Origin of the sequence: Mesorhizobium sp. M8A.F.Ca.ET.057.01.1.1, assembly GCF_003952565.1 — a bacterium.
Classification (GTDB): domain Bacteria; phylum Pseudomonadota; class Alphaproteobacteria; order Rhizobiales; family Rhizobiaceae; genus Mesorhizobium.
In genome coordinates this window covers 3,831,111-3,849,979 of record NZ_CP034454.1, presented here as the reverse complement: position 1 = coordinate 3,849,979, position 18,869 = coordinate 3,831,111, and the positions used below count along the sequence as shown (strand labels likewise).

General features: G+C 60.4%; 19 protein-coding genes and 2 tRNA genes. 11 read left to right on the top strand and 10 right to left on the bottom strand.

The window, feature by feature from the left end; all coding sequences use genetic code 11:
• Positions 1 to 170: 170 nt before the first annotated feature.
• The gene (lon, locus tag EJ077_RS18320) at positions 171 to 2,582 is read left to right on the top strand and encodes an endopeptidase La (protein ID WP_208695523.1); all 2,412 of its coding nucleotides are present in this window, start codon (positions 171 to 173) and stop codon (positions 2,580 to 2,582) included.
• A gap of 195 nt (positions 2,583 to 2,777) precedes the next feature.
• A complete protein-coding gene (locus EJ077_RS18315) occupies positions 2,778 to 3,050 on the top strand; it encodes an HU family DNA-binding protein (RefSeq protein ID WP_027143628.1) in 273 nt (90 codons plus the stop codon).
• Positions 3,051 to 3,133: 83 nt separating this feature from the next.
• Here the strand turns inward: EJ077_RS18315 and EJ077_RS18310 are convergent, their stop codons facing one another.
• Complete coding sequence (locus EJ077_RS18310) at positions 3,134 to 4,156, bottom strand: aldo/keto reductase (RefSeq protein ID WP_208695522.1); 1,023 nt, start codon at positions 4,154 to 4,156, stop codon at positions 3,134 to 3,136.
• A 187-nt stretch (positions 4,157 to 4,343) separates the two neighbouring features.
• Here EJ077_RS18310 and EJ077_RS18305 point away from each other — a divergent pair, with 187 nt between their 5' ends.
• Entirely contained in the window at positions 4,344 to 4,910 is a 567-nt protein-coding gene (locus tag EJ077_RS18305) for an SIS domain-containing protein (protein ID WP_245458449.1), read from the top strand.
• Positions 4,911 to 4,913: 3 nt separating this feature from the next.
• On the top strand, positions 4,914 to 5,657 hold the full coding sequence (locus EJ077_RS18300) for a creatininase family protein (RefSeq protein ID WP_208695521.1): 744 nt from the start codon (positions 4,914 to 4,916) through the stop codon (positions 5,655 to 5,657).
• Between the two features lie 42 nt (positions 5,658 to 5,699).
• On the opposite strand, the gene EJ077_RS18295 is transcribed toward EJ077_RS18300, so the two are convergent.
• The 3 genes from EJ077_RS18295 to EJ077_RS18285 form a co-directional block, all read right to left on the bottom strand.
• The gene (locus EJ077_RS18295; RefSeq protein ID WP_027143632.1) at positions 5,700 to 6,617 is read right to left on the bottom strand and encodes a carbohydrate ABC transporter permease; all 918 of its coding nucleotides are present in this window, start codon (positions 6,615 to 6,617) and stop codon (positions 5,700 to 5,702) included.
• A 6-nt stretch (positions 6,618 to 6,623) separates the two neighbouring features.
• The gene (locus tag EJ077_RS18290; protein ID WP_208695520.1) at positions 6,624 to 7,745 is read right to left on the bottom strand and encodes a carbohydrate ABC transporter permease; all 1,122 of its coding nucleotides are present in this window, start codon (positions 7,743 to 7,745) and stop codon (positions 6,624 to 6,626) included.
• A 68-nt stretch (positions 7,746 to 7,813) separates the two neighbouring features.
• Positions 7,814 to 9,478: an ABC transporter substrate-binding protein gene (locus tag EJ077_RS18285; protein WP_208695519.1), complete on the bottom strand. Its 1,665-nt coding sequence runs from the start codon at positions 9,476 to 9,478 to the stop codon at positions 7,814 to 7,816.
• Positions 9,479 to 9,755: 277 nt separating this feature from the next.
• On the opposite strand from EJ077_RS18285, the gene EJ077_RS18280 reads away from it, so the two are divergent.
• The 3 genes from EJ077_RS18280 to rbsK are packed head-to-tail and all read left to right on the top strand — an operon-like array spanning position 9,756 to position 12,219.
• Positions 9,756 to 10,805 (top strand): ABC transporter ATP-binding protein, encoded by a 1,050-nt coding sequence (locus tag EJ077_RS18280; RefSeq protein ID WP_208695518.1) that lies wholly within the window; start codon positions 9,756 to 9,758, stop codon positions 10,803 to 10,805.
• A gap of 27 nt (positions 10,806 to 10,832) precedes the next feature.
• On the top strand, positions 10,833 to 11,285 hold the full coding sequence (locus tag EJ077_RS18275) for an RbsD/FucU family protein (protein ID WP_208695517.1): 453 nt from the start codon (positions 10,833 to 10,835) through the stop codon (positions 11,283 to 11,285).
• Between the two features lie 4 nt (positions 11,286 to 11,289).
• Entirely contained in the window at positions 11,290 to 12,219 is a 930-nt protein-coding gene (gene rbsK / locus EJ077_RS18270) for a ribokinase (protein WP_208695516.1), read from the top strand.
• Between the two features lie 51 nt (positions 12,220 to 12,270).
• Here the strand turns inward: rbsK and EJ077_RS32825 are convergent, their stop codons facing one another.
• Both EJ077_RS32825 and EJ077_RS18260 read right to left on the bottom strand, forming a co-directional pair.
• On the bottom strand, positions 12,271 to 12,504 hold the full coding sequence (locus tag EJ077_RS32825; protein ID WP_367142370.1) for a hypothetical protein: 234 nt from the start codon (positions 12,502 to 12,504) through the stop codon (positions 12,271 to 12,273).
• A 1,160-nt stretch (positions 12,505 to 13,664) separates the two neighbouring features.
• The gene (locus EJ077_RS18260) at positions 13,665 to 13,952 is read right to left on the bottom strand and encodes a hypothetical protein (RefSeq protein ID WP_208695515.1); all 288 of its coding nucleotides are present in this window, start codon (positions 13,950 to 13,952) and stop codon (positions 13,665 to 13,667) included.
• A 586-nt stretch (positions 13,953 to 14,538) separates the two neighbouring features.
• On the opposite strand from EJ077_RS18260, the gene EJ077_RS18255 reads away from it, so the two are divergent.
• Positions 14,539 to 15,009: a hypothetical protein gene (locus EJ077_RS18255; protein ID WP_208695514.1), complete on the top strand. Its 471-nt coding sequence runs from the start codon at positions 14,539 to 14,541 to the stop codon at positions 15,007 to 15,009.
• A 41-nt stretch (positions 15,010 to 15,050) separates the two neighbouring features.
• Here EJ077_RS18255 and EJ077_RS18250 read toward each other — a convergent pair.
• Positions 15,051 to 15,127 (bottom strand) — tRNA-Asp (locus tag EJ077_RS18250).
• A gap of 217 nt (positions 15,128 to 15,344) precedes the next feature.
• On the opposite strand from EJ077_RS18250, the gene EJ077_RS18245 reads away from it, so the two are divergent.
• Positions 15,345 to 15,420, top strand: a tRNA-Val gene (locus EJ077_RS18245).
• A gap of 161 nt (positions 15,421 to 15,581) precedes the next feature.
• Here EJ077_RS18245 and EJ077_RS18240 read toward each other — a convergent pair.
• Positions 15,582 to 15,734, bottom strand: a complete 153-nt coding sequence (locus EJ077_RS18240) for a hypothetical protein (protein WP_208695513.1) — start codon at positions 15,732 to 15,734, stop codon at positions 15,582 to 15,584.
• Positions 15,735 to 15,950: 216 nt separating this feature from the next.
• On the opposite strand from EJ077_RS18240, the gene EJ077_RS18235 reads away from it, so the two are divergent.
• Complete coding sequence (locus EJ077_RS18235; RefSeq protein ID WP_208695512.1) at positions 15,951 to 16,121, top strand: hypothetical protein; 171 nt, start codon at positions 15,951 to 15,953, stop codon at positions 16,119 to 16,121.
• A 10-nt stretch (positions 16,122 to 16,131) separates the two neighbouring features.
• On the opposite strand, the gene EJ077_RS18230 is transcribed toward EJ077_RS18235, so the two are convergent.
• Positions 16,132 to 17,550: a KAP family P-loop NTPase fold protein gene (locus EJ077_RS18230; RefSeq protein ID WP_208695511.1), complete on the bottom strand. Its 1,419-nt coding sequence runs from the start codon at positions 17,548 to 17,550 to the stop codon at positions 16,132 to 16,134.
• A gap of 141 nt (positions 17,551 to 17,691) precedes the next feature.
• Positions 17,692 to 18,045: a hypothetical protein gene (locus tag EJ077_RS32170; RefSeq protein WP_245458448.1), complete on the bottom strand. Its 354-nt coding sequence runs from the start codon at positions 18,043 to 18,045 to the stop codon at positions 17,692 to 17,694.
• A 161-nt stretch (positions 18,046 to 18,206) separates the two neighbouring features.
• Here EJ077_RS32170 and EJ077_RS18220 point away from each other — a divergent pair, with 161 nt between their 5' ends.
• Positions 18,207 to 18,797 (top strand): hypothetical protein, encoded by a 591-nt coding sequence (locus EJ077_RS18220; RefSeq protein WP_208695510.1) that lies wholly within the window; start codon positions 18,207 to 18,209, stop codon positions 18,795 to 18,797.
• Positions 18,798 to 18,869 lie beyond the last annotated feature (72 nt).

Below are 18,869 nucleotides of genomic sequence, written 5' to 3'. Positions count from 1 at the left end.
AACTCTTGATCTTTGCCCCGCTTGCATCCACCTAACACGAGAAGGCCGAGGTGCCCGATTTCTGTGCTGTAAAACTCCCGTCACAAACGGTGGTAGGCGGAACGATCCCCGGTCGTTAATATAAGATTCGCGGTTGGCCTGATGGTGGCCGCGACATGAAAGGTTGGACAATGGCCAAAATATCCAAGGCTCCCAGCGACGGCGTCTTCGCAGTCCTCCCACTGCGCGACATCGTGGTGTTCCCGCACATGATCGTTCCGCTCTTCGTCGGGCGTGAAAAGTCGATCAAGGCGCTGGAAGAGGTGATGGGTCAGGAAAAGCAGATCCTGCTCGCTACCCAGATGAATGCCGCCGATGACGATCCCGAGCCCGATGCGATCTTCGACATCGGCACGCTCGCCAATGTGCTGCAATTGCTGAAGCTGCCCGACGGCACCGTGAAGGTTCTGGTCGAGGGCGCCTCGCGTGCGAAAATCGTCTCCTTCACCGACCGTCCCGACTTCCACGAGGCCAAAGCCACGGCGCTGGTCGAGCCGGAAGAGGAAGAGGTCGAGGTCGAGGCTCTGGCCCGCTCGGTCGTCACCGACTTCGAGAACTACGTCAAGCTGAACAAGAAGATCTCGCCCGAAGTGGTGGGCGCGGCCAGCCAGATCGACGACTATTCCAAGCTCGCCGACACGGTTGCCTCGCATCTCGCCATCAAGATTCCTGAAAAGCAGGAAATGCTGGCCACGCTTTCCGTCAAGGAGCGGCTGGAAAAGGCGATGGGCTTCATGGAAGCCGAAATCTCCGTCCTGCAGGTGGAGAAGCGCATCCGCTCGCGCGTCAAGCGCCAGATGGAGAAGACGCAGCGCGAATACTACCTCAACGAGCAGATGAAGGCGATCCAGAAGGAGCTCGGCGAGGGCGAGGACGGCCGCGATGAGGCCGCCGAGATCGAGGCGCGCATCAAGAAGACCAAGCTCTCCAAGGAGGCCCGCGAAAAGGCGGAAGCCGAGTTGAAGAAGCTCAGGACGATGTCGCCGATGTCGGCTGAATCGACCGTCGTGCGCAACTATCTCGATTGGCTCCTGTCGATCCCGTGGGGCAAGAACTCCAAGGTCAAGCAGGACCTGGCCTACGCGCAGAACGTCCTCGACACCGATCACTTCGGCCTCGACAAGGTCAAGGACCGCATCGTCGAGTACCTTGCCGTGCAAAGCCGCCAGAAGAAGCTGAAGGGGCCGATCCTGTGCCTCGTCGGCCCTCCCGGCGTCGGCAAGACCTCGCTCGGCAAGTCGATCGCCAAGGCAACCGGCCGCGAATTCATCCGCATGGCGCTCGGCGGCGTGCGTGACGAGGCCGAGATCCGTGGTCACCGGCGCACCTATATCGGCTCGATGCCCGGCAAGGTCATCCAGTCGATGAAGAAGGCAAAGAAGTCCAACCCGCTCTTCCTGCTCGACGAGATCGACAAGATGGGCCAGGACTTCCGTGGCGACCCGTCGTCGGCCCTGCTCGAGGTGCTCGACCCCGAACAGAACTCGACGTTCATGGACCATTACCTCGAGGTCGAATACGACCTGTCGAGCGTGATGTTCGTGACGACGGCGAACACGCTGAACATCCCTGCGCCCCTGATGGACCGCATGGAGATCATCCGTATCGCCGGCTACACCGAGGACGAGAAGATCGAGATCGCCAAGCGGCACCTGATGCCGAAGGTGATCCGCGATCATGCGCTGCAGCCGAAGGAGTTCTCCGTCGGTGAGGACGCGATCCGCGCCATCATCCAGACCTACACCCGCGAAGCGGGCGTCAGAAGCCTGGAGCGCGAGCTGATGAAGCTCGGGCGCAAGGCCGTGACCGAGATCCTGAAGACGAAGAAGAAGACGGTGAACATCACGGCGGCGAACCTCGCCGACTACCTTGGTGTCCAGCGCTTCCGCTTCGGCCAGGTCGAGGCGGATGATCAGGTCGGCGTCGTTACCGGGCTTGCCTGGACGGAAGTCGGCGGCGAGCTGCTGACGATCGAAGGCGTCATGATGCCCGGCAAGGGCCGCATGACGGTGACGGGTAACCTGCGCGACGTGATGAAGGAATCGATCTCGGCGGCGGCCTCCTATGTCCGCTCGCGCGCCATCGATTTCGGCATCGAGCCGCCGCTGTTCGACAAGCGCGACATCCACGTCCACTTGCCGGAAGGCGCCACGCCGAAGGACGGCCCGTCCGCGGGTGCTGCCATGGCCACCGCCATCGTGTCGGTACTGACGGGTATTCCGGTCCGCGCCGATGTGGCGATGACTGGCGAGATAACGCTTCGCGGCCGCATCTTGCCGATCGGCGGCCTGAAGGAGAAGTTGCTCGCCGCACTGCGCGGCGGCATCAAGAAGGTGCTGATCCCGGAAGACAACGCCAAGGACCTGGCGGAGATTCCGGACAACGTGAAGAACGGCATGGAAATCATTCCGGTCTCGCGCGTCGGTGAGGTGTTGCGCCACGCGCTGGTGCGGATGCCGGAGCCGATCGAATGGGTCGAACCGGTCAATCCGCCGGCCGCGACCGATAGTGCCGACGATGCCGGAAAGTCGCTTGCGCATTAGTTTTTCCTAAGGTTGCAGCGCACAAACAGAAAGCCGGGCCTCGCGCCCGGCTTTTTCATGTGAAAACCCCGGAATTCCGGGCTTTTTCCGCTCTTTTCCTGCCTTTTCGACTTGGTTGTGGGAACGCTTCTTTCTAAAGTCCGTTTCCTGCCGGATGAGTCGTAAGTTCCGGTGTTCTCATGGAAGGGAATTTTTATGAACAAGAACGAACTGGTGTCCGCTGTCGCCGACGCCGCGAGCATTTCGAAGGGTGACGCGCAGTCGGCGGTCGATGCAGTGTTTTCTGTCATCTCCGGCGAACTGAAGAAGGGAGGCGATGTACGGCTTGTCGGCTTTGGCAATTTCACCGTGTCAAAACGCGCTGCATCCACCGGCCGCAACCCCCAGACCGGCGCCGAAGTTCAGATCCCGGCGCGCACTGTGCCGAAGTTCTCGGCCGGCAAGGGCCTCAAGGACGCCGTCAACTAAGCGCATTTGATTTTCAAAACCAGAAAAGCCGGGCTTGCCCGGCTTTTCATTTTTGGACGCGTAGCGATCGGATCGGAAGCTCCTCAAATAATGGGGGCGTCGGCGCGCATCAGGCCTTCCTGCTTGAGATCGGCCCAGAGCGCTGCGGGGACTTTCGCATCCAGCAGCGACCGGTTGCTCTCGACTTCTTCAGGCCGCTGACCGCCGGGGATGACCGAAACCACCGAAGGGTGCAACAGCGGGAATTGCAGGGCGGCCTCGATCAGCCTGATACCATGGCGTTTGCAGACGGCTTCGATGCGCGCCACGCGGTCGAGCACATCCCGCGGCGCTTCGGAATAGTTGTAGTAGGCGCCGGGCTTCGGTCCGGTCGCCAGGATGCCGGAATTGTAGGGGCCGCCGAGAACGATGCCGATGCCGCGTTTCAGGCAAAGCGGCAGGAAAGAGATCAGCGCCTCCTGTTCCAGCAGCGTATAGCGCCCGGCAAGCAGGAACAGGTCGAAGTCGCCGCGCTCGGCCAGCGTCTGGGCCACCTGCCACTCGTTGATGCCGCCGCCGAATGCCTTGATGACGCCCTGGTCGCGCAAGGCGAGCAGGCCATAATAGCCCGAGCGCATGAACTCATCGATGCGCTGGTCGGATGCCTCCTTGCTGCCATGGGTGAAGATGTCGACATCATGCACGAACAGGACGTCGATGCGGTCGACGCCCAGCCGCTCCAGCGAGGCCTCGAACGAGCGCATGACCCCGTCATAGCTGTAGTCGTAGACCTCCTTGCGCGACGGCGTGTCGAAGAACTTGCCAATGCCGGTGCGCTCCTCGGGCGGGCAGGCGCGCATGATACGGCCGACCTTGCTCGACAGCACATAGTCGTCGCGCTTCCTGGAGCGCAGGAACGGGTTGAGGCGCGTTTCCGACAGGCCGAGCCCATAGAGGGGCGCTGTGTCATAGTAGCGGCAGCCGGTCGCCCAGGCGGCCTCCAGCGTCGCGTTGGCGTCCTCGTCGGAGACCGCGCGGTAAAGATTGCCGAGCGGCGCCGTGCCGAAGCCCAGTTCGGTGAAGGTGATGCCGCCATTACCGATGCGGTCGAAATTCCGTGTCTTCATGTCCTGCCCGTTTGCCTTGCTGATTTGTCTGACATGACACTATCATGCTCGTGGCTCGGCAAAAGCACCGCTGAGCGTTGGACACGCATTTTCGCGGTTGCTAGCATGAACGAAATCAAGCTGTTCGGGGGAAAAGCGTGAGCGGGAATTGCCAATCTTCGATTGCCGGCACGGCGACGGCACTGCCGTGAACAAACCCGGCTCGCAGATGTTCAAGACCGCGCTCGACGAGCTTGGCGCGGTGTTGGCGCGCGTCGATGGCGACCGGATCGACGCCGCCTGCGGGATGCTGGCGGGCGCCAGGCAGATCGTCGTCTATGGCTGCGGCCGCGAGGCCTTGCAGGTGAACGGCTTCGCCATGCGGCTCTATCATCTGGGCCTGCCGGTTTCGGTCGTCGGCGACATGACCACGCCGCCCGTAGGGCAGGGCGATGTCTTCCTTGCCAGTTCTGGGCCTGGCGAAACGTCGACCGTACTCACCCTGATGCGCATCGCGCGTGAGGCAGGCGCGACCGTCCTGCTCCTGACCGCCCAGGCAGGCGGCAGCGCCGCAAGCCTGGCCGATCTGACGTTGCTGGTGCCGGCGCAGACCATGGCCAACGACCAGGGGTCGCAAAAGACGTCGGTGCTGCCGATGGGCTCGGTTTTCGAGGGTGCGTTGTTCCTGCTGTTCGAGATCATGGTGCTGAAACTCAGGGAATTGACCGCGGCCTCGCCGGAAGCCATGCGCGCCCGCCACACCAACATGGAATAGATCATGCGCTATGAACTGATGCTGCCGCACCAGATCCGCAAGGCGATCACGCAGAATTGGCCGGTCGCACTGCCGCTCGGCGTACTGGAATACCATGGCGAGCACATGGCTGTCGGCATGGACACGCTGGCCGTCATCAAGACGCTGGAGCTGTTCGAAAAGGAGAGCGACATCGTCATCCTGCCGCCCTTCTACTATGGCGCGGCGAGCTATGCCGTGGCGCCGCCGGAAGGCAGCGGGTCGGTGCAGGTCGGCGGCAATCAACTGGCGCCGTTCGGCGAGGAACTGTTCTACAGCCTGCTGCGTATCGGCTTTCGCAACATCCACGCCATTATTCATCACCAGACCGAGAATTTCGCCGCCGGCATGCCGACCGATCTCGCTTTCAAGACCGCCGGCAGACAGGCGATCTTCCGCTTCCTCGAGAAGCAGCGCGGCGAGGGCTGGTGGGGTTCCGAAACGATGGCCGACTACTATGCCGGACATGCCGCGGGCGAGAATTTCTTCAACTGGGTGCAGGTGCATCCGCTGATGCCGGCCGCGATGAACGGCAAATATCCTTTCGACCATGCGGGCATCGGCGAGACATCGCTGATGCTGGCGCTGTGCCCGGAGGCGGTGGACGCCGCGCACTTCGAGGACAACAAGAGCTGGTATACGGCGAGCGCCAAGGAGGCGTCAGAGGAGTTGGGGCAAAAGGGTGTCGCCATGATCATGGATCACCTCAGGAAGATCCTGAGGCGCTAACGCGGGTTCTTCCTTCTCCCACTAGGGGCGAAGGAAAAAACGCTACTTCACCGCACCAGCCGTCATGCCCATGATCAGGTAGCGTTCCAGCGCGATGCCGATGACGGCAAGCGGCGCGATGGCGGCGGTGGCAAGGGCCGCCATCGACCACCAGTTGATGCCTTGCGAGCCCGTCTGACTGGCAACCATGACCGGGATTGTCTTGGCGTCCGTCGAGGTCAAAAGGGCGGCGAAGAAATACTCGTTCCAGCACAGCACCATCGCCAGGATGAAGGCTGCGACCATGCCTGGCAGCGCGATCGGCATGACGATGCGGAAAAAGGCGCCCCAGATCGACAGGCCGTCGACGAGGGCTGCTTCCTCCAGTTCGACGGGGATGGAATTGAACTGGTCACGCATGATCCAGATGACGATCGGCAGCACCATCAGCGTGTAGAGCAGGATCAGCCCGATGCGCGTATCGAGCAGCCCGACTTCGCGGTAGAGCACCAGGAACGGCAAGGCGAGCACCACCGGCGGCAGGATCAACTGCGACAGGAAGAAGAAGGAGATGTCTTCGTTCTTGAACCAGGCGAAATGGTAGCGATAGCGGGTCAGACCATAGGCGGCGAGGCTGCCGATGATGATCGCCAGGCTCGACGCGCCAACCGAGGTGATGACCGAATTCATGAAGCGCTTGAGGAACTCGTCGCGCACGGTCGATGTCTGGAAGATCGAGTCCGGCGACAGGCCAAGCGATCGCCAGCCTTTCCAATCCGGCTGGAAGTCGACAAACGGGATCAAGTGGCCCTGGGTGACATCCACCGCCGTCTTGAACGACGTGGTGATGGTCCAATAGATCGGAAACAGGCAGATGAAGCCCCAGCAGGCGAGCGCGCCGTAGATGAAGACGCGGCTGGCGACGAAGCTCGCCGGCGAGCGGATTTCGGATGCGACGTAGTCGGTGGTCTGAACGCTCATCTTGCCCTAATTCACATTGCGCACGAAACGGCTGGCGAATTTCAACAGCCAGGTCACGAACACCACGATAATGACGAGATAGGCCATCGCCAGCATGGTGCCGTAGCCGACATTCGAGCGGTCGCGGTACTCGCGGTAGATGAAGCTCGACACCGAATCGGTGGCGCCGCCCGGACCGCCCGAGGTGACCGTGATGATGATATCGGCAAGCTTCAGCTTGAAGATGATGCGCAGGATCACCGCCGTTACCGACACCGGCAGCATCAGCGGGAAAGTGACCTGCCAGAAGGTCTGCCAGGCCGTGGCGCCATCGACACGTGCCGCCTCCAGCACCTCGCGCGACATTGCCTGCAGCCCCGCCAGCAGCATGATCATCATGAACGGAATGAAGGTCCAGGCGTCCAGCAGCATGATCGAGATGCGGGCGGTGATCGGGTTCGAGAAGAAGGCCGGGTCTTCCCAGCCGAGATGGCGCGCCAGCGTCGCCGCCGGCCCGAACCGATACTCCATCAGCGATTTGCCGATCATCCATGAGACCGCCACCGGCGACAGCATCAGCGGCATCAGGAACACCACCCGGAAGAATTTGCGGGCACGGATCTGCGCGTTGAGCAGCAGCGCCAGGCCAAAGGCCACGACGTATTCGACCAGCACCGCCAGCACATAGAGGACCATGTTGAACAGGGCGTTGCGGTAGTAGGGGTCGGCGAGCATCTGCCAGAAATTGTCGAGCCCGTTGAACCTGCGACCGCTGAAGGAGCTGAGGTTCCAGTCGGTGAGCGCGATGTAGAAGCCGAACAGCGTCGGGAAGATCACCATGGCGATGGTGAACAAAAGAGCGGGCAGCAGGAACAGCGCGCGCTGGCCGTCCTCGCCTCGTGTCAGAACCTGGCCGATGCCGATCGCCACGCCCCACAGCACATAGGCGTAGACCACGGGCCGCCATGTCTCGAAGCCGATCGTATCGACCTCGGTCTTGTAGAGGATCTGCAGCACGATCGTTGCCAGCAGGCCGAGCGTGGCAATCGCCATCAGCGCCCAGCCCAAATGCCGGCGGCCAGGCGGGATCAGATCATGGGGGGCGGCGTCTGCCGGCCACCGGGTCGCGGTCGAAGTCTGGTCAGCCACAAATCTCGCCCGTTTGGAAGGGAAGGCTGTGGTCCGGCGTCGCCGCCGGACCACGGTTCAAAGGCAGCTTACATGCCGAGCGAGGCCTTGTAGAGCTTGATCTGCTTGTCACGGCCGATCTGGTCGGTCAGCTTCTCCCAGGCGGCTGCGATGGCATCGGCGCCTTCCTGCGCCTTCATCTTGCCGGCGAAGGTGTTGGCCAGAATATCCTCGGCGGCGCTGTAATACTGGAAGATGCCGGGGATGCGCGGCTCGATTGCCGCGTTGGGATGGTTGTAGCTGTCGCCTTCCGACTTCAGGTACGAGGTGATGAAAGCCTCGTCGTAGCCCGCCGCCACCCACTCCGGAATGTCGAAGTGCGAATTGCGGTAGGGCTGGAAGCCCGACGGATACATCGCCGTCCAGATCGACAGGTCCTTCCCGCCGAGATGGGCGGCCGCCGACCATGCCGCCTTCTTCTTCTTCTCGTCGCTATCGACGCGGGCCATGACATAGACGCCCCAGCCGAGATAGGCGCAGTTGGGCGAATAGTTGGGGCCGCTGGCGAGCTTCTCCCACTTGCCGGTCTTGGAGTTGTAGACGTCGTCGGAGCCCGGCAGGATCGAGAAGCCGGTGACGTCGCCAATGACCGAGCTATCGTTGGTCTTGACGTTCGAGCCGACGTCGCCCCACCAGGGGATCATCGAGCCGGTGCCGGCCAGGAACTGCTGGAAGGCGGTGGTGTTCGGGTCGGCATTGATCTGGTCGGCGGGTTCCGACGGCAGCGCATCGATGACGTCCTGGATGGCGCGTACCCAGGCCGGATTGTTGACGCGCGGCTTCATCGTGTCGGCGTCAAACAGCCAGGCCTTGTCGTCGGGATGCTTGGCGTAGGCGGTGGCACGGCTGCCCAGGAAGTAGAAACCGAAACCGCCCCAGGGTTTGGGCGCGTCGAGATAGCCGTAGACATCCTGGCCCTTGAACTTCTTGCCCTTGAGGAACTTGGTCACGGCCTGAACCTCTTGCCAGGTCTTCGGCACGCCCCATTCGCTGGTCGCCCCGCTGTCCTTCCACTGCTTGGCGAGGTCGGCGTCTGCAAACACGTCGGTGCGGTAGTTGAAGTTGTGCGCGTCACCATCGATGGTGACACGGTATTGCTTGCCATCCCAGGTGCCGACGGGCGGCTTGAGGTAGTTGACCAGATCGTCGAAGTCGATCTGCTTCTTGACCCAGTCGGGCATCTCAGAAGTCAGACCCTTGCCGCAGACGTCGCCCTCGAACGGCGCACCCATCTCGATGATGTCGAAATCGACGGTGCCGGTGGCGATCGACTGCTGCAGACGGGCGTTGTAGTCGGCCTGCGCCAGATCGATCCAGCTGATCTTGGCGCCGGTATAGGTTTCCCATGGCTTCAGGAAACCACGGAACAGCACATTGTGCAGGTTTTGGTTGTTGAGGCCCATGAAGGTGAGCTCGACGCCGGCGAACTCGCCTTCCTTGACATTGGCCTTCGTCGCCTCGAGGCAAAGTTCGCCGACCTTCTGGAAGTCGGCGTCGGTCGGCTGGCCTTTGCCAACCCCAGGAATCTGCAGGAGTTTCGAGCGCAGTTCGCTTGCGGCGGAAGCCGGGCGCGTCAGGGCGCCCAGCCCGGCGCCGGATGCCGCCGCGATCGCGGCCATCGAGGCCGCGCCCTTCAATATGTCGCGCCTTGTAGCGCGGGCACGGACCAGTTTGTCGTAAAGACCTACTCGCATGGACTATTCCTCCCAGAACGTTAGTCGTGAATCGAAGTGCCAATCGTGCCGGGCGCTGGCCGTGTTCAGAAGCGAAACCAGGACCCCAACCTGCGTCGCTTCGCGTTCCGTTTTTTCGGGTAGAGTACCGGCGTTCGGATTGGCGCTCGTCACTATTCTCACAACCAAACGCCGTGTCAACGAGGGCGGGTTTTTATCTATAAGAGACCGACTTGCCCTGACCGGTCGCGTTGGTTAGCTTCTGCGCCTACGGCCAGTTGGAGCCGATGGGGGAACGATGGCTCAAGTCGCGATTAGCAATGTGGCCAAGGCGTTTGGAACCGTCAAGGTTCTGCACGAAGTCAGCGTCGACATTGCCGATGGCCAGTTCGTTGTGCTTGTCGGCCCGTCAGGTTGCGGCAAGTCCACGCTGCTCAGGATGGTGGCGGGGCTGGAGACCGTCTCCGGCGGCACGATCGCCATCGGCGACCGCGTCGTCAATCACCTGCCGCCCGCAAAGCGCGACATCGCCATGGTGTTCCAGAACTATGCGCTCTATCCGCACAAGACGGTCGAGCAGAACATGGCTTTCGCCCTCAAGCTGCGCAAGACCGATCCGGCCGTGGTGGCCGAGCGGGTCAAGCGCGCCGCCGACATCCTCGACCTCAGCCCCTATCTGAAGCGCTATCCGCGCCAGCTTTCCGGCGGCCAGCGTCAGCGCGTCGCCATGGGGCGCGCCATCGTGCGCAATCCGCAGGTATTCCTGTTCGACGAGCCGCTTTCGAACCTCGACGCCAAGCTGCGCGTGCAAATGCGCACCGAGATCAAGGAACTGCACCAGCGGCTGAAGACCACCACCATCTATGTCACGCACGACCAGATCGAAGCCATGACGATGGCCGACAAGATCGTCGTCATGCGCGACGGCCGCATCGAACAGGTGGGCGCGCCGCTGGAGCTTTTCGACCGGCCGGCGAACCTTTTTGTTGCCGGTTTCATCGGCTCGCCCTCGATGAACCTGCTCAAGGGTACCGGGCGCAAGGGTGGCGTCGACATTGCCGGAACGCTATTCCCGGTCGCTCCGAACAACGCCGTCGAGGAGGGGCGCGCCGTCGTCTATGGCGTGCGCCCCGAGCATCTCGAGATCCATCCCGATGGCGTGCCGGCGAAGATTTCCGTGGTCGAGCCGACCGGCTCGGAAACCCTGGTCTTCCTGCGTTTTGGCGACGGTGAGATGGTGGCGCTGTTTCGCGAACGCCATGACTTCAAGCCCGGAGATACGCTGAAACTTCGGCCAAGGCTCGACCATCTCCATCTGTTCGACGCCGAGACCGGCAAGCGTCTCTGATCTCAAACGCATTTCACGAGGACCATCATGCTCAAAGGGATCGATCCGTTGCTCAATGCCGACGTGCTCCAGGCATTGCGGGCGATGGGACATGGCGACGACCTGATTGTCGCCGACACCAACTTCCCGTCCGATTCGGTCGCGCGCCAGACGGCGCTCGGCCGGGTGCTGCGCATAGATGCCTCGGCGGCGCAGGTGGTGAAGGCGGTGCTGTCGCTTTACCCGCTGGACACATTCGTCGATGACGCGGCCGCCCGCATGGAGATCGTCGGCAAACCGGACGAGATCCCAGCGGTGCAAAAGGAAGTGCAGAAGGAGATCGACGCCGCCGAGGGCAAATCCTGGCCGATGGTGCCGGTCGAGCGTTACGCCTTCTACGAGCGCGCCAAGCAGGCTTATTGCGTCATCCAGACGGGCGAACGCCGTTTCTACGGCTGCTTTGCCTTCCGCAAGGGCGTGGTGCCGCCGGATGCGGAGTAGCGGCATGGCCTCGGGCAAGCCGATCATCATACTCGGTGTCTTTGTCGCCGATACGGCCTACAGGGCGCAGCGCCAGCCCCGCATGGGCGAAACGATCCTCGGCAATTCCTTCAAGCTGGGACCAGGCGGCAAGGGGTCGAACCAGGCGGTGGCGGCCGGCAGACTGGGGGCGGACGTCACGTTCCTGACCCGCCTCGGCGTCGATGCCTTCGCCGACATGGCCAAGCGGACCTGGACGGATGCCGGCGTGAAGAGCGCCGCGATCGATACGCCGGACAGCTATACCGGTGCCGCCTACATCTTCGTCGAGGAGGGGAGCGGCAACAACGCCATCATCGTCAGTCCCGGCGCCGCCATGCTGATCACGCCGGACGATATCGAAGCCAATGCCGAGCTGATCCGTGGTGCCGGTGTTTTCGTCACGCAGCTCGAACAGCCGATCGAGGCCGCGCTGCGGGCGCTGGAGATCGCACGCGGGGCAGGGGTGACGACCATTCTCAACCCGGCACCGGCGGCAAAGCTTCCCGATCGCATCTACACGCTCTGCGACTACCTTACACCGAACGAGACCGAAACCGAGGAATTGACCGGGCTGAAGGTCTCCTCGGTCGATAAAGCGCGCGCCGCGGCCGGCAAGCTGCTCGAAAAGGGCGTCGGCACAGTCATCGTCACGCTCGGCGACAAGGGCGCGCTGCTGCACACGAAGGATCGCTCGGAGCATGTTTCCGCCATCAGCGCGGGGCCGGTGGTCGAGACCACGGGAGCTGGCGATGCGTTCAATGGCGGCCTTGCCGCAGCACTTTCGCGCGGCGTGGAGCCTCTGGAGGCGACGCGTTTTGCCTGTGCCGTCGCGGGTATTTCGGTGACAAGGCCGGGGACCGCGCCGTCCATGCCCGCGTTGCAGGAGGTCGAGGCGCTCTTGGCGCGGGGCTGAACCCGGCGCTTACCGGGGCGCCGGGCTGCACGCACAGTTCTCGCAAGGGATCTACTGCTTGATGTAGCAGCGCTTCCCGGCGTCGGGAGCGGGATCGCCAAAGGAATCATTGTCGCATTCGACGCCATCCCGGAACACATCCTGCGTGAACCGGCCGCGGGCGCCATACCTGACCACCTTGCGGCCATAGAAATCGCAGAATTCGCCTTCCTCGGCGCAGGCCACCCATCTCTCGCGGCGAGGCTCATCGTAATCGCCATCGGATTCGCCGCGACCGCGCAACACGATATAGCACGTCTTTCCGTGGCCAGGCGCAGGGTCGCCAAAGACGCGAGTTGAGCATGGGACCGCGTCACGGTCGATAAAGCGCGATGTAGTGCGGCCCCCGTCGCCAAAAACCACTTCAGCCGGAAATGGCAGTCGGCAAATGCCGCCCTCCCTTGCGCATCGCTGAAGCCGAGCAGCCGAAGCAGTGGCGGGAAAGATGGCGGAAGCAACCATTGTAAGGCCAGCAAAGCTTATGGCCGTGAACACCGTGCTCATCGAAGTGGTTGAGGCGATAGACACTGTAAGTCCTCCAAGGTCGTTCAGGCTGCATGTTGTGGTAGCCGGATTATTTCAGGCCAAGTATTTCAGAGGTGAATCAAGCGTTTTTTTAGGCGGATGCGCAAGCCCCGTTCGAGCGGTTTGCCTGGCGCAAACGTCAGGCCAAGGAGATATCTGTCAACGCAGGAGCCGAAACAGGCCGGTAGCCGACTTTTCCGGGCTGACAGGAAGCAAATCTCATCTGGGCACCACGATCATGGCCGCAAGCCCATGCATGGCAGATCGAACTCAGATTTGAAAGGTTCTGGATCACATCCGCATACATCTTTGACAGACAACGTCGACATTTCTCCTGAGCCAAGGGTCTGTGTCCCTTGAGAGAAATGGCGCGAGCGACAACCCTCGAACCCGCGACCTCCGGCGTGACAGGCCGGACGATTCTCTAGTCAGAGTCAAATAAGTTTCAATTTTTTGCCCGCGTTAACGAGCGGCAAAAGTGACAGAAGTTGAAACCAAAACGCCGGACCCAACCGGCGCTGCAAAACCATACCCTTCAACCGGAAATCAGACTGTAAAAATCCTAAACTGTAGGTCTACCGTCCATCACGGCGGTGGGCGGTTTCGCGATGTCGCGATCTTTGACGCTGAAGTGGCTGATGGCCTGAAGCTGATTGGACTGAAATTGGCACTCACCAGCGACGGCAAGAAGTTCGTCTTCTCGCCCACTAAGGCGGACAGCGGTTCGCCTCCTTTGACGGGGATATGCGCCTTGTCTTCCGTACCAGATCACGGTGAACGCCATTTGCAGCCTCCGTTCGAGGCACTCTTACCGGTACTGGCTCGACAAGGATACCTTCTGAGGCCAGAAAGGCGGCGTTTTCGCCGCCTTTCACGCGGGTTCAGCCACCCATCTTCTTGGCCATCGCGCAGAAATCTGCATGCGACTTGTTGATCGTGGCATCGCCGCAGTCTTTCAACACCGCCTTCTGCTCATCTGGCTTCATGGACATCCATGCAGTCTTGAAATCCGCTTCCGACCTCAGTGTTTTCATGCCGGCATCGGTGAAGAACGGCGACATCTTTGCCGGATCGTCGAGCGCGGAGGTGCCGCCACTAGATGCAGCCAGCGCCGCGCCAGTCATCATTGTGAGCGCCATCGCGCCCATAGCGAGCATTTTGAAGGTCATTTTCATCTCCTCACGAGTTAGTCGATCGTATGAAACGATCATGCTCTCGAAACGTCATGTCGAAGGAAAGGTTGCCCGCCTGCGTCGAAAGGGCGGAATTCTATTCCGTGAAATGCAGCTTGGGGGCAATGGTGCGGCGACTCAGAGACATCTAGTCGGAACGCCTCTCGCCGCGCCGAGGTTGCGATGCGGCTGTGGCGCATCACCCGTTCCAGTGATTTATCGGTTCCGGGTCAGTCTCGTTCGACCAGACTCTCGTCGTTACCTTTGGCCAGGCCTTCGACCATTGCCCTGGTGCGTTCCAGAATATCCCCGCCCTTGTGCATGATCACGCGCCCCGGCGCACCGCATCCCTGTGCTCATCTCTTGATAGAGGAGGTAAATCCTGGGTCAGACCTTGGTAGAGCAGATCTGTCCGAGATCATGGCCAGCACGAACAGAGCGACGGCAAACGCGAATGGCGTGAGCAGAATCGCAGCGCAAATCGGGTTGATCTTCCGCATCCGGTGACCTTCTGCGCTGCAATTTAAACAAATCCAAACAAACATGATTAACGCGCCCCGATGGGGCTGCGCAAGGATCAACAATGATTTCATACTGTTACGGCGACGCTACCTCGCGGCGCCTCCGTGCGCCTAAAACCCACCCCGACCAAGCGGCCGTTGACGCCCTCGAAAATCACGTCGCAAGCGCCGCTACGGCTAGCCTGGTCGACGCACTGCGGGCCGCAAAGTTCGGCAAGACCCATTCGGTCTCCCTGGTTGATGATTTTGCCGAGGTGCGGCGACTTGTCTTTGGCCGCGACGAGAAGTGCCGGTTGATGGATATGCGCCGCACAGGTGCGGTGGAAGCCAACGCTGGCGGAGCTTCCGTTGAGTCGATCGCCGCAAAAATGGGGAACAGCATCGATCAGAACAAAACGCTTCAACGAACCTATATGCTGGTCAACTCAGCGGCCGTCAGGGCAGCTGATGAATCGCGCAAGATAGGGTGCCGCAAGCTCGGATCGGAACAGAACGAGTTCAAAAAGTTGAAACTCGCGTGGGGAAAAAGTTGAAACGTATTCATCGCGATAAGCGCCAAGTCCTTGAAAAGACTTGGCGCGAGTGACGGGGCTCGAACCCGCGACCTCCGGCGTGACAGGCCGGCACTCTAACCAACTGAGCTACACCCGCGCATTGACGAGCACGTGTCAGCCGTGTTCGTCGTTGGGGCGCTGGATAAGGGGTTCGCTACCGGGTGTCAAGCGCACCAAACCATCATAACGCCAAACAGGAGAAGGTTTTTTGACAGCCGGCATTTTGTTGGCAAATCCGGCCTGCGAACAGGGCGTCCCACGCTCATTTGGCCTTGCGAAGCCAGTCCCGACCGCTTAAAGGTCCGGCCCGGAGCGGGCGATTAGCTCAGTTGGTAGAGCGCTTCGTTTACACCGAAGATGTCGGCGGTTCGAGCCCGTCATCGCCCACCATTTTTTACCAATGAATTCAACGGCGTCTGCAGGTCCCTTAAGGCCGGCTTTGCGCGCTGCGCCCAGCTATGCGCCCAGAAACGACCGTTTTCGGGCGCTTAATAGGCATCGGCGGCGGCCTGCTGGAAGTCGGGATGATGGTGGCCGTAGGTCGATTCCATCTATTTTACCGTCATGCCGAGCGAGCCGGCGGCATCCCAGATCGGCACGCGGCGCTGCATCAGCCAGGTGGCGCGTGTGTGGCGCAGGATGTGCGGCGTGACCTCCTCGCCGAGCTTGGCCTGGACGCGGGCGGCATCGAAGGATTTGCGCATAGGCCGATCGGCTCGCCGCCCTTGGCGTGGATCACCGGACCCTTGCCGCCGTCTTTGCGCTTCCACCGTTTGAGGTGTGCCGTAAGGCGCCGCGGCAGCCGCATCGGCGGCCGGCGCTTCGTCGTCTCGCGCACGCGCTCGCCGCGACGGCAGAGCACGCCGGCGTCCAGATCGGGCCAGCCGCCGGCCGGGCCACGGTTCCAGTTGAGGTCGAGGATGGCCGCATGGCGCGTGCCCGTGGAGGCAATCGCCCAGCGTGTCGACGCCGAAAAGCAGCGACAGGTCGGTTATCGCGTCATCGAAGTCGCCAACCGTGCCGTCGACGAGATTGCCGAATTGCGCCGCGAGATCGGCGACCTGGCGAAGGAAGTGGCCCGCCGGAAGTAATGGTGAGGCGTTATCGTTCCTTTGCTGACTTGCCTACTGTCAGTCTGCCGGCCTTCTTTATCATTGGCCCAAGCTGAATGAGCACCGATCGGATTGGCACGTCCTGGTAGATCATGCCACCGTGAACTATCCGCATCTCCGCGGCCCGAAATCCATCTCCATACTCGAATTCTGGCGACCTATTGGAGAAGTTGTCTGTCAAAGGGTGTATCAAAATCGTTCGAAAAGTGTTCATAAAGTCCCGTGTAGATGTATGCTGAGCGATCTCTCGGGATGTATCTCTGTCCAAGCGTTTCGTACTGATTATTGGATCTTCTTTGAAGAAGTTGTTATATTCCTGTATATCAGCCTGCGTTCCTCTTTGATCTACGTCCGTCGCAAAGTGAAACGCGCCAAGTTGACGCTGTTGATAAGCCGCTATGAGCGGGAAGGCAAATAGCGCGGGTATGGGAAGTCTGTCATCAAACAAGCGTGCGACGCTCCACAGAATTGCAAGTACCTGATGCACATCTCTAGGCCAAAGACCCATGCGGTCTGCCATCTCTCCCATGAGAACCAACTGATCATGGTGAAACGGGGCCAGCCGATCGATCGCAAATCCTTCCGCTGACCACCTAGCCTTTATCAACTGATCCAACTTTGGTCTGTCGAAAGTGTAGGTCCGATCGAAGAATCGAAGAAGATAACGTTCGGCATCGAACCCCTCACCATACACTGCCTTGATTGTGTGAGCGAGCTGGTCGGTATGGGTCGCGACGACGAAAATGACATTCGGAACGTCGAAGAGGTGCTTGACCCGCTCAAGTAAGGCGACTGCATAGGTAGGCTTGCAGCGGTCCAGCTCATCGATAAGGACGAAAAGAGGCTGCCCGCCCTCGACAGCCTTAGCGAGGCTTTCTCGGAATCCGTCGATCGCCGTCTGGCCTTCTTCGAATGACTTCAACGCGTCATCGGCGTACTCGTTAGCGACTTCTTCGCTCGTTTCGGTTAGCGCCTTGCCAACTTCTCTGGTGATCTCATCAACGGCTTTTCCAATGAAGAAACCTGCGGCTCGGCTCGCCAGACCAACTCCTGTGTGGATCGCGATCTTCGAAAAGTTCTTCTTGATAGCCCCGACGACCGTCGTTGCGGCGCCGGCTTTCCCAAGTGCCTTCAAGATGGGGGACATGACGGCGAACATAGGGTCGATAGCGTGATCATCGCGCCAGGCATTCACCTCCGCCACTTTGTAGTCCGTCTCGGTCAATTGCCGTGCCATATTGGTCAAAAAGTACGTTTTCCCTGCTCCCCAGGGGGCACTCACATTCACCGATATTCCGCTCCTCCCGCGCTGCACGGCATTCTCATTCTGCTGCAGAAGGAATTTTATGAGGAAATCTGCGTCTTCTTGTCGATTTAGGAAATCGCCACTCCAGATCTTGTCGGTCATCGGGTTCCTGCTCGGATTTTTGCGGACCAGTGCTGCAGGCTCATAGATACTTCAACCCGTCAAGGGGTCGGCTGATTTCGGCAAGATAATGCTTTGAATTCGCGCCGAGTGGCTTTTTGCGCTTCTGACTATTGTTTCTGACTATACCTTGATGTTTGGGGCCGGCGGCTTCACCGTTGTCCGCAACTGCAATCTCTCGACCGTTGCGACAATAGCGGCGGAAATCGCCTCTGCTTCGCCTTGGAGGGTCGGGCCATAGATGCAGTTCACCGCTTCCTCGCTGGGTAGAACGCCCGGCGGGCAGTGATCCTCGATCGTGGCGCCGACTATGAGATGATCAAGGAAGCCCGGATCGCTTCGGCCTGCCGATGTGAGCATTGCGGCCACAAAAGCGCTAGCATCCACCTGATCGCAAACTCGACGCCGAACAGGTAAGCGAAGACCAAGGTCGTCCAGCGTTCCAAGTTTCCTGCTCTGTTCCGCGTGCTGCAGCATGTCGGAAGTTGGAACCTTGTCGAGAAACTCTCACATTCTTTCGGCCTTCTAAGCCGGTGCCGATCGCACGGTTTTGGCGAATAACTGGGGGATAAGCGACCGTTGCTGCCGATTGAACGCTCGTTTACAACTGAAATTGGTCTATTTGTTGGGGGGAACAAATGTTAGCGAAAGTGCCGCGCTTCTGCCTGTTTTCAATTGCTCACGTTATTGCTCTCGTTCTTTGGCAGTCGGCGATGGCCGGAGACCCCTCTCACGAGCAATGCAGTTGCACTTACCCGGCTAAGAATGGGGCAGCTGTAACTAACGCGACCTCATGCTGGCTAACAACAGACACGCAGATCCAGTGGTGCGATATTGCAGTTCAGACGCTTGAAGATCCAACTGCCTCGACTTCACAGACGGTTGGGATGCTGTTCGACAACGTTGATGACGTCGACGCCTTGACTAAGATTTTTGAAGAGCAGTTTTACCGGTTTGTCGGCACTGCAGACAGAATTACAGGGGCGCTTCTTGATGTAAACGAGGCCAAAGACATCGTCCCGAAACAGCTTCAGAAAAATCGTGACAAGATAGTCGAATGTGTCTCCGCTTTTCGAGACGCGTCATTCGGCAAACCCGGAAAGAAGCTGGATGGTGATAACGAGTTTCGATGTGGTGTCGGCGAAACCAGTGGCTGGCTGCGGATAGAATTTCGTGTCGGTGACGTCTGGCTCGCTTACGCCCTGTCGCCCGGCAAAAAGGCGCAATAGCGGTGCGTGAAAAATTGCTCGGTTGATGGCCTTTCTGGGCACGAACGTGGCGATCACCGTCATCGGTTTGGC

What these genes read in the sequence shown, in the direction of transcription:
- lon (WP_208695523.1), top strand. Translation starts at nt 171, where the DNA reads ATGGCCAAAATATCCAAGGCTCCCAGCGACGGCGTCTTCGCAGTCCTC.
- EJ077_RS18315 (WP_027143628.1), top strand. Translation starts at nt 2,778, where the DNA reads ATGAACAAGAACGAACTGGTGTCCGCTGTCGCCGACGCCGCGAGCATT.
- EJ077_RS18310 (WP_208695522.1), bottom strand. Translation starts at nt 4,156, where the DNA reads ATGAAGACACGGAATTTCGACCGCATCGGTAATGGCGGCATCACCTTC.
- EJ077_RS18300 (WP_208695521.1), top strand. Translation starts at nt 4,914, where the DNA reads ATGCGCTATGAACTGATGCTGCCGCACCAGATCCGCAAGGCGATCACG.
- EJ077_RS18295 (WP_027143632.1), bottom strand. Translation starts at nt 6,617, where the DNA reads ATGAGCGTTCAGACCACCGACTACGTCGCATCCGAAATCCGCTCGCCG.
- EJ077_RS18285 (WP_208695519.1), bottom strand. Translation starts at nt 9,478, where the DNA reads ATGCGAGTAGGTCTTTACGACAAACTGGTCCGTGCCCGCGCTACAAGG.
- EJ077_RS18280 (WP_208695518.1), top strand. Translation starts at nt 9,756, where the DNA reads ATGGCTCAAGTCGCGATTAGCAATGTGGCCAAGGCGTTTGGAACCGTC.
- EJ077_RS18275 (WP_208695517.1), top strand. Translation starts at nt 10,833, where the DNA reads ATGCTCAAAGGGATCGATCCGTTGCTCAATGCCGACGTGCTCCAGGCA.
- rbsK (WP_208695516.1), top strand. Translation starts at nt 11,290, where the DNA reads ATGGCCTCGGGCAAGCCGATCATCATACTCGGTGTCTTTGTCGCCGAT.
- EJ077_RS18260 (WP_208695515.1), bottom strand. Translation starts at nt 13,952, where the DNA reads ATGACCTTCAAAATGCTCGCTATGGGCGCGATGGCGCTCACAATGATG.
- EJ077_RS18255 (WP_208695514.1), top strand. Translation starts at nt 14,539, where the DNA reads ATGATTTCATACTGTTACGGCGACGCTACCTCGCGGCGCCTCCGTGCG.
- EJ077_RS18240 (WP_208695513.1), bottom strand. Translation starts at nt 15,734, where the DNA reads ATGCGCAAATCCTTCGATGCCGCCCGCGTCCAGGCCAAGCTCGGCGAG.
- EJ077_RS18235 (WP_208695512.1), top strand. Translation starts at nt 15,951, where the DNA reads ATGGCCGCATGGCGCGTGCCCGTGGAGGCAATCGCCCAGCGTGTCGAC.
- EJ077_RS18230 (WP_208695511.1), bottom strand. Translation starts at nt 17,550, where the DNA reads ATGACCGACAAGATCTGGAGTGGCGATTTCCTAAATCGACAAGAAGAC.
- EJ077_RS32170 (WP_245458448.1), bottom strand. Translation starts at nt 18,045, where the DNA reads ATGCTGCAGCACGCGGAACAGAGCAGGAAACTTGGAACGCTGGACGAC.
- EJ077_RS18220 (WP_208695510.1), top strand. Translation starts at nt 18,207, where the DNA reads ATGTTAGCGAAAGTGCCGCGCTTCTGCCTGTTTTCAATTGCTCACGTT.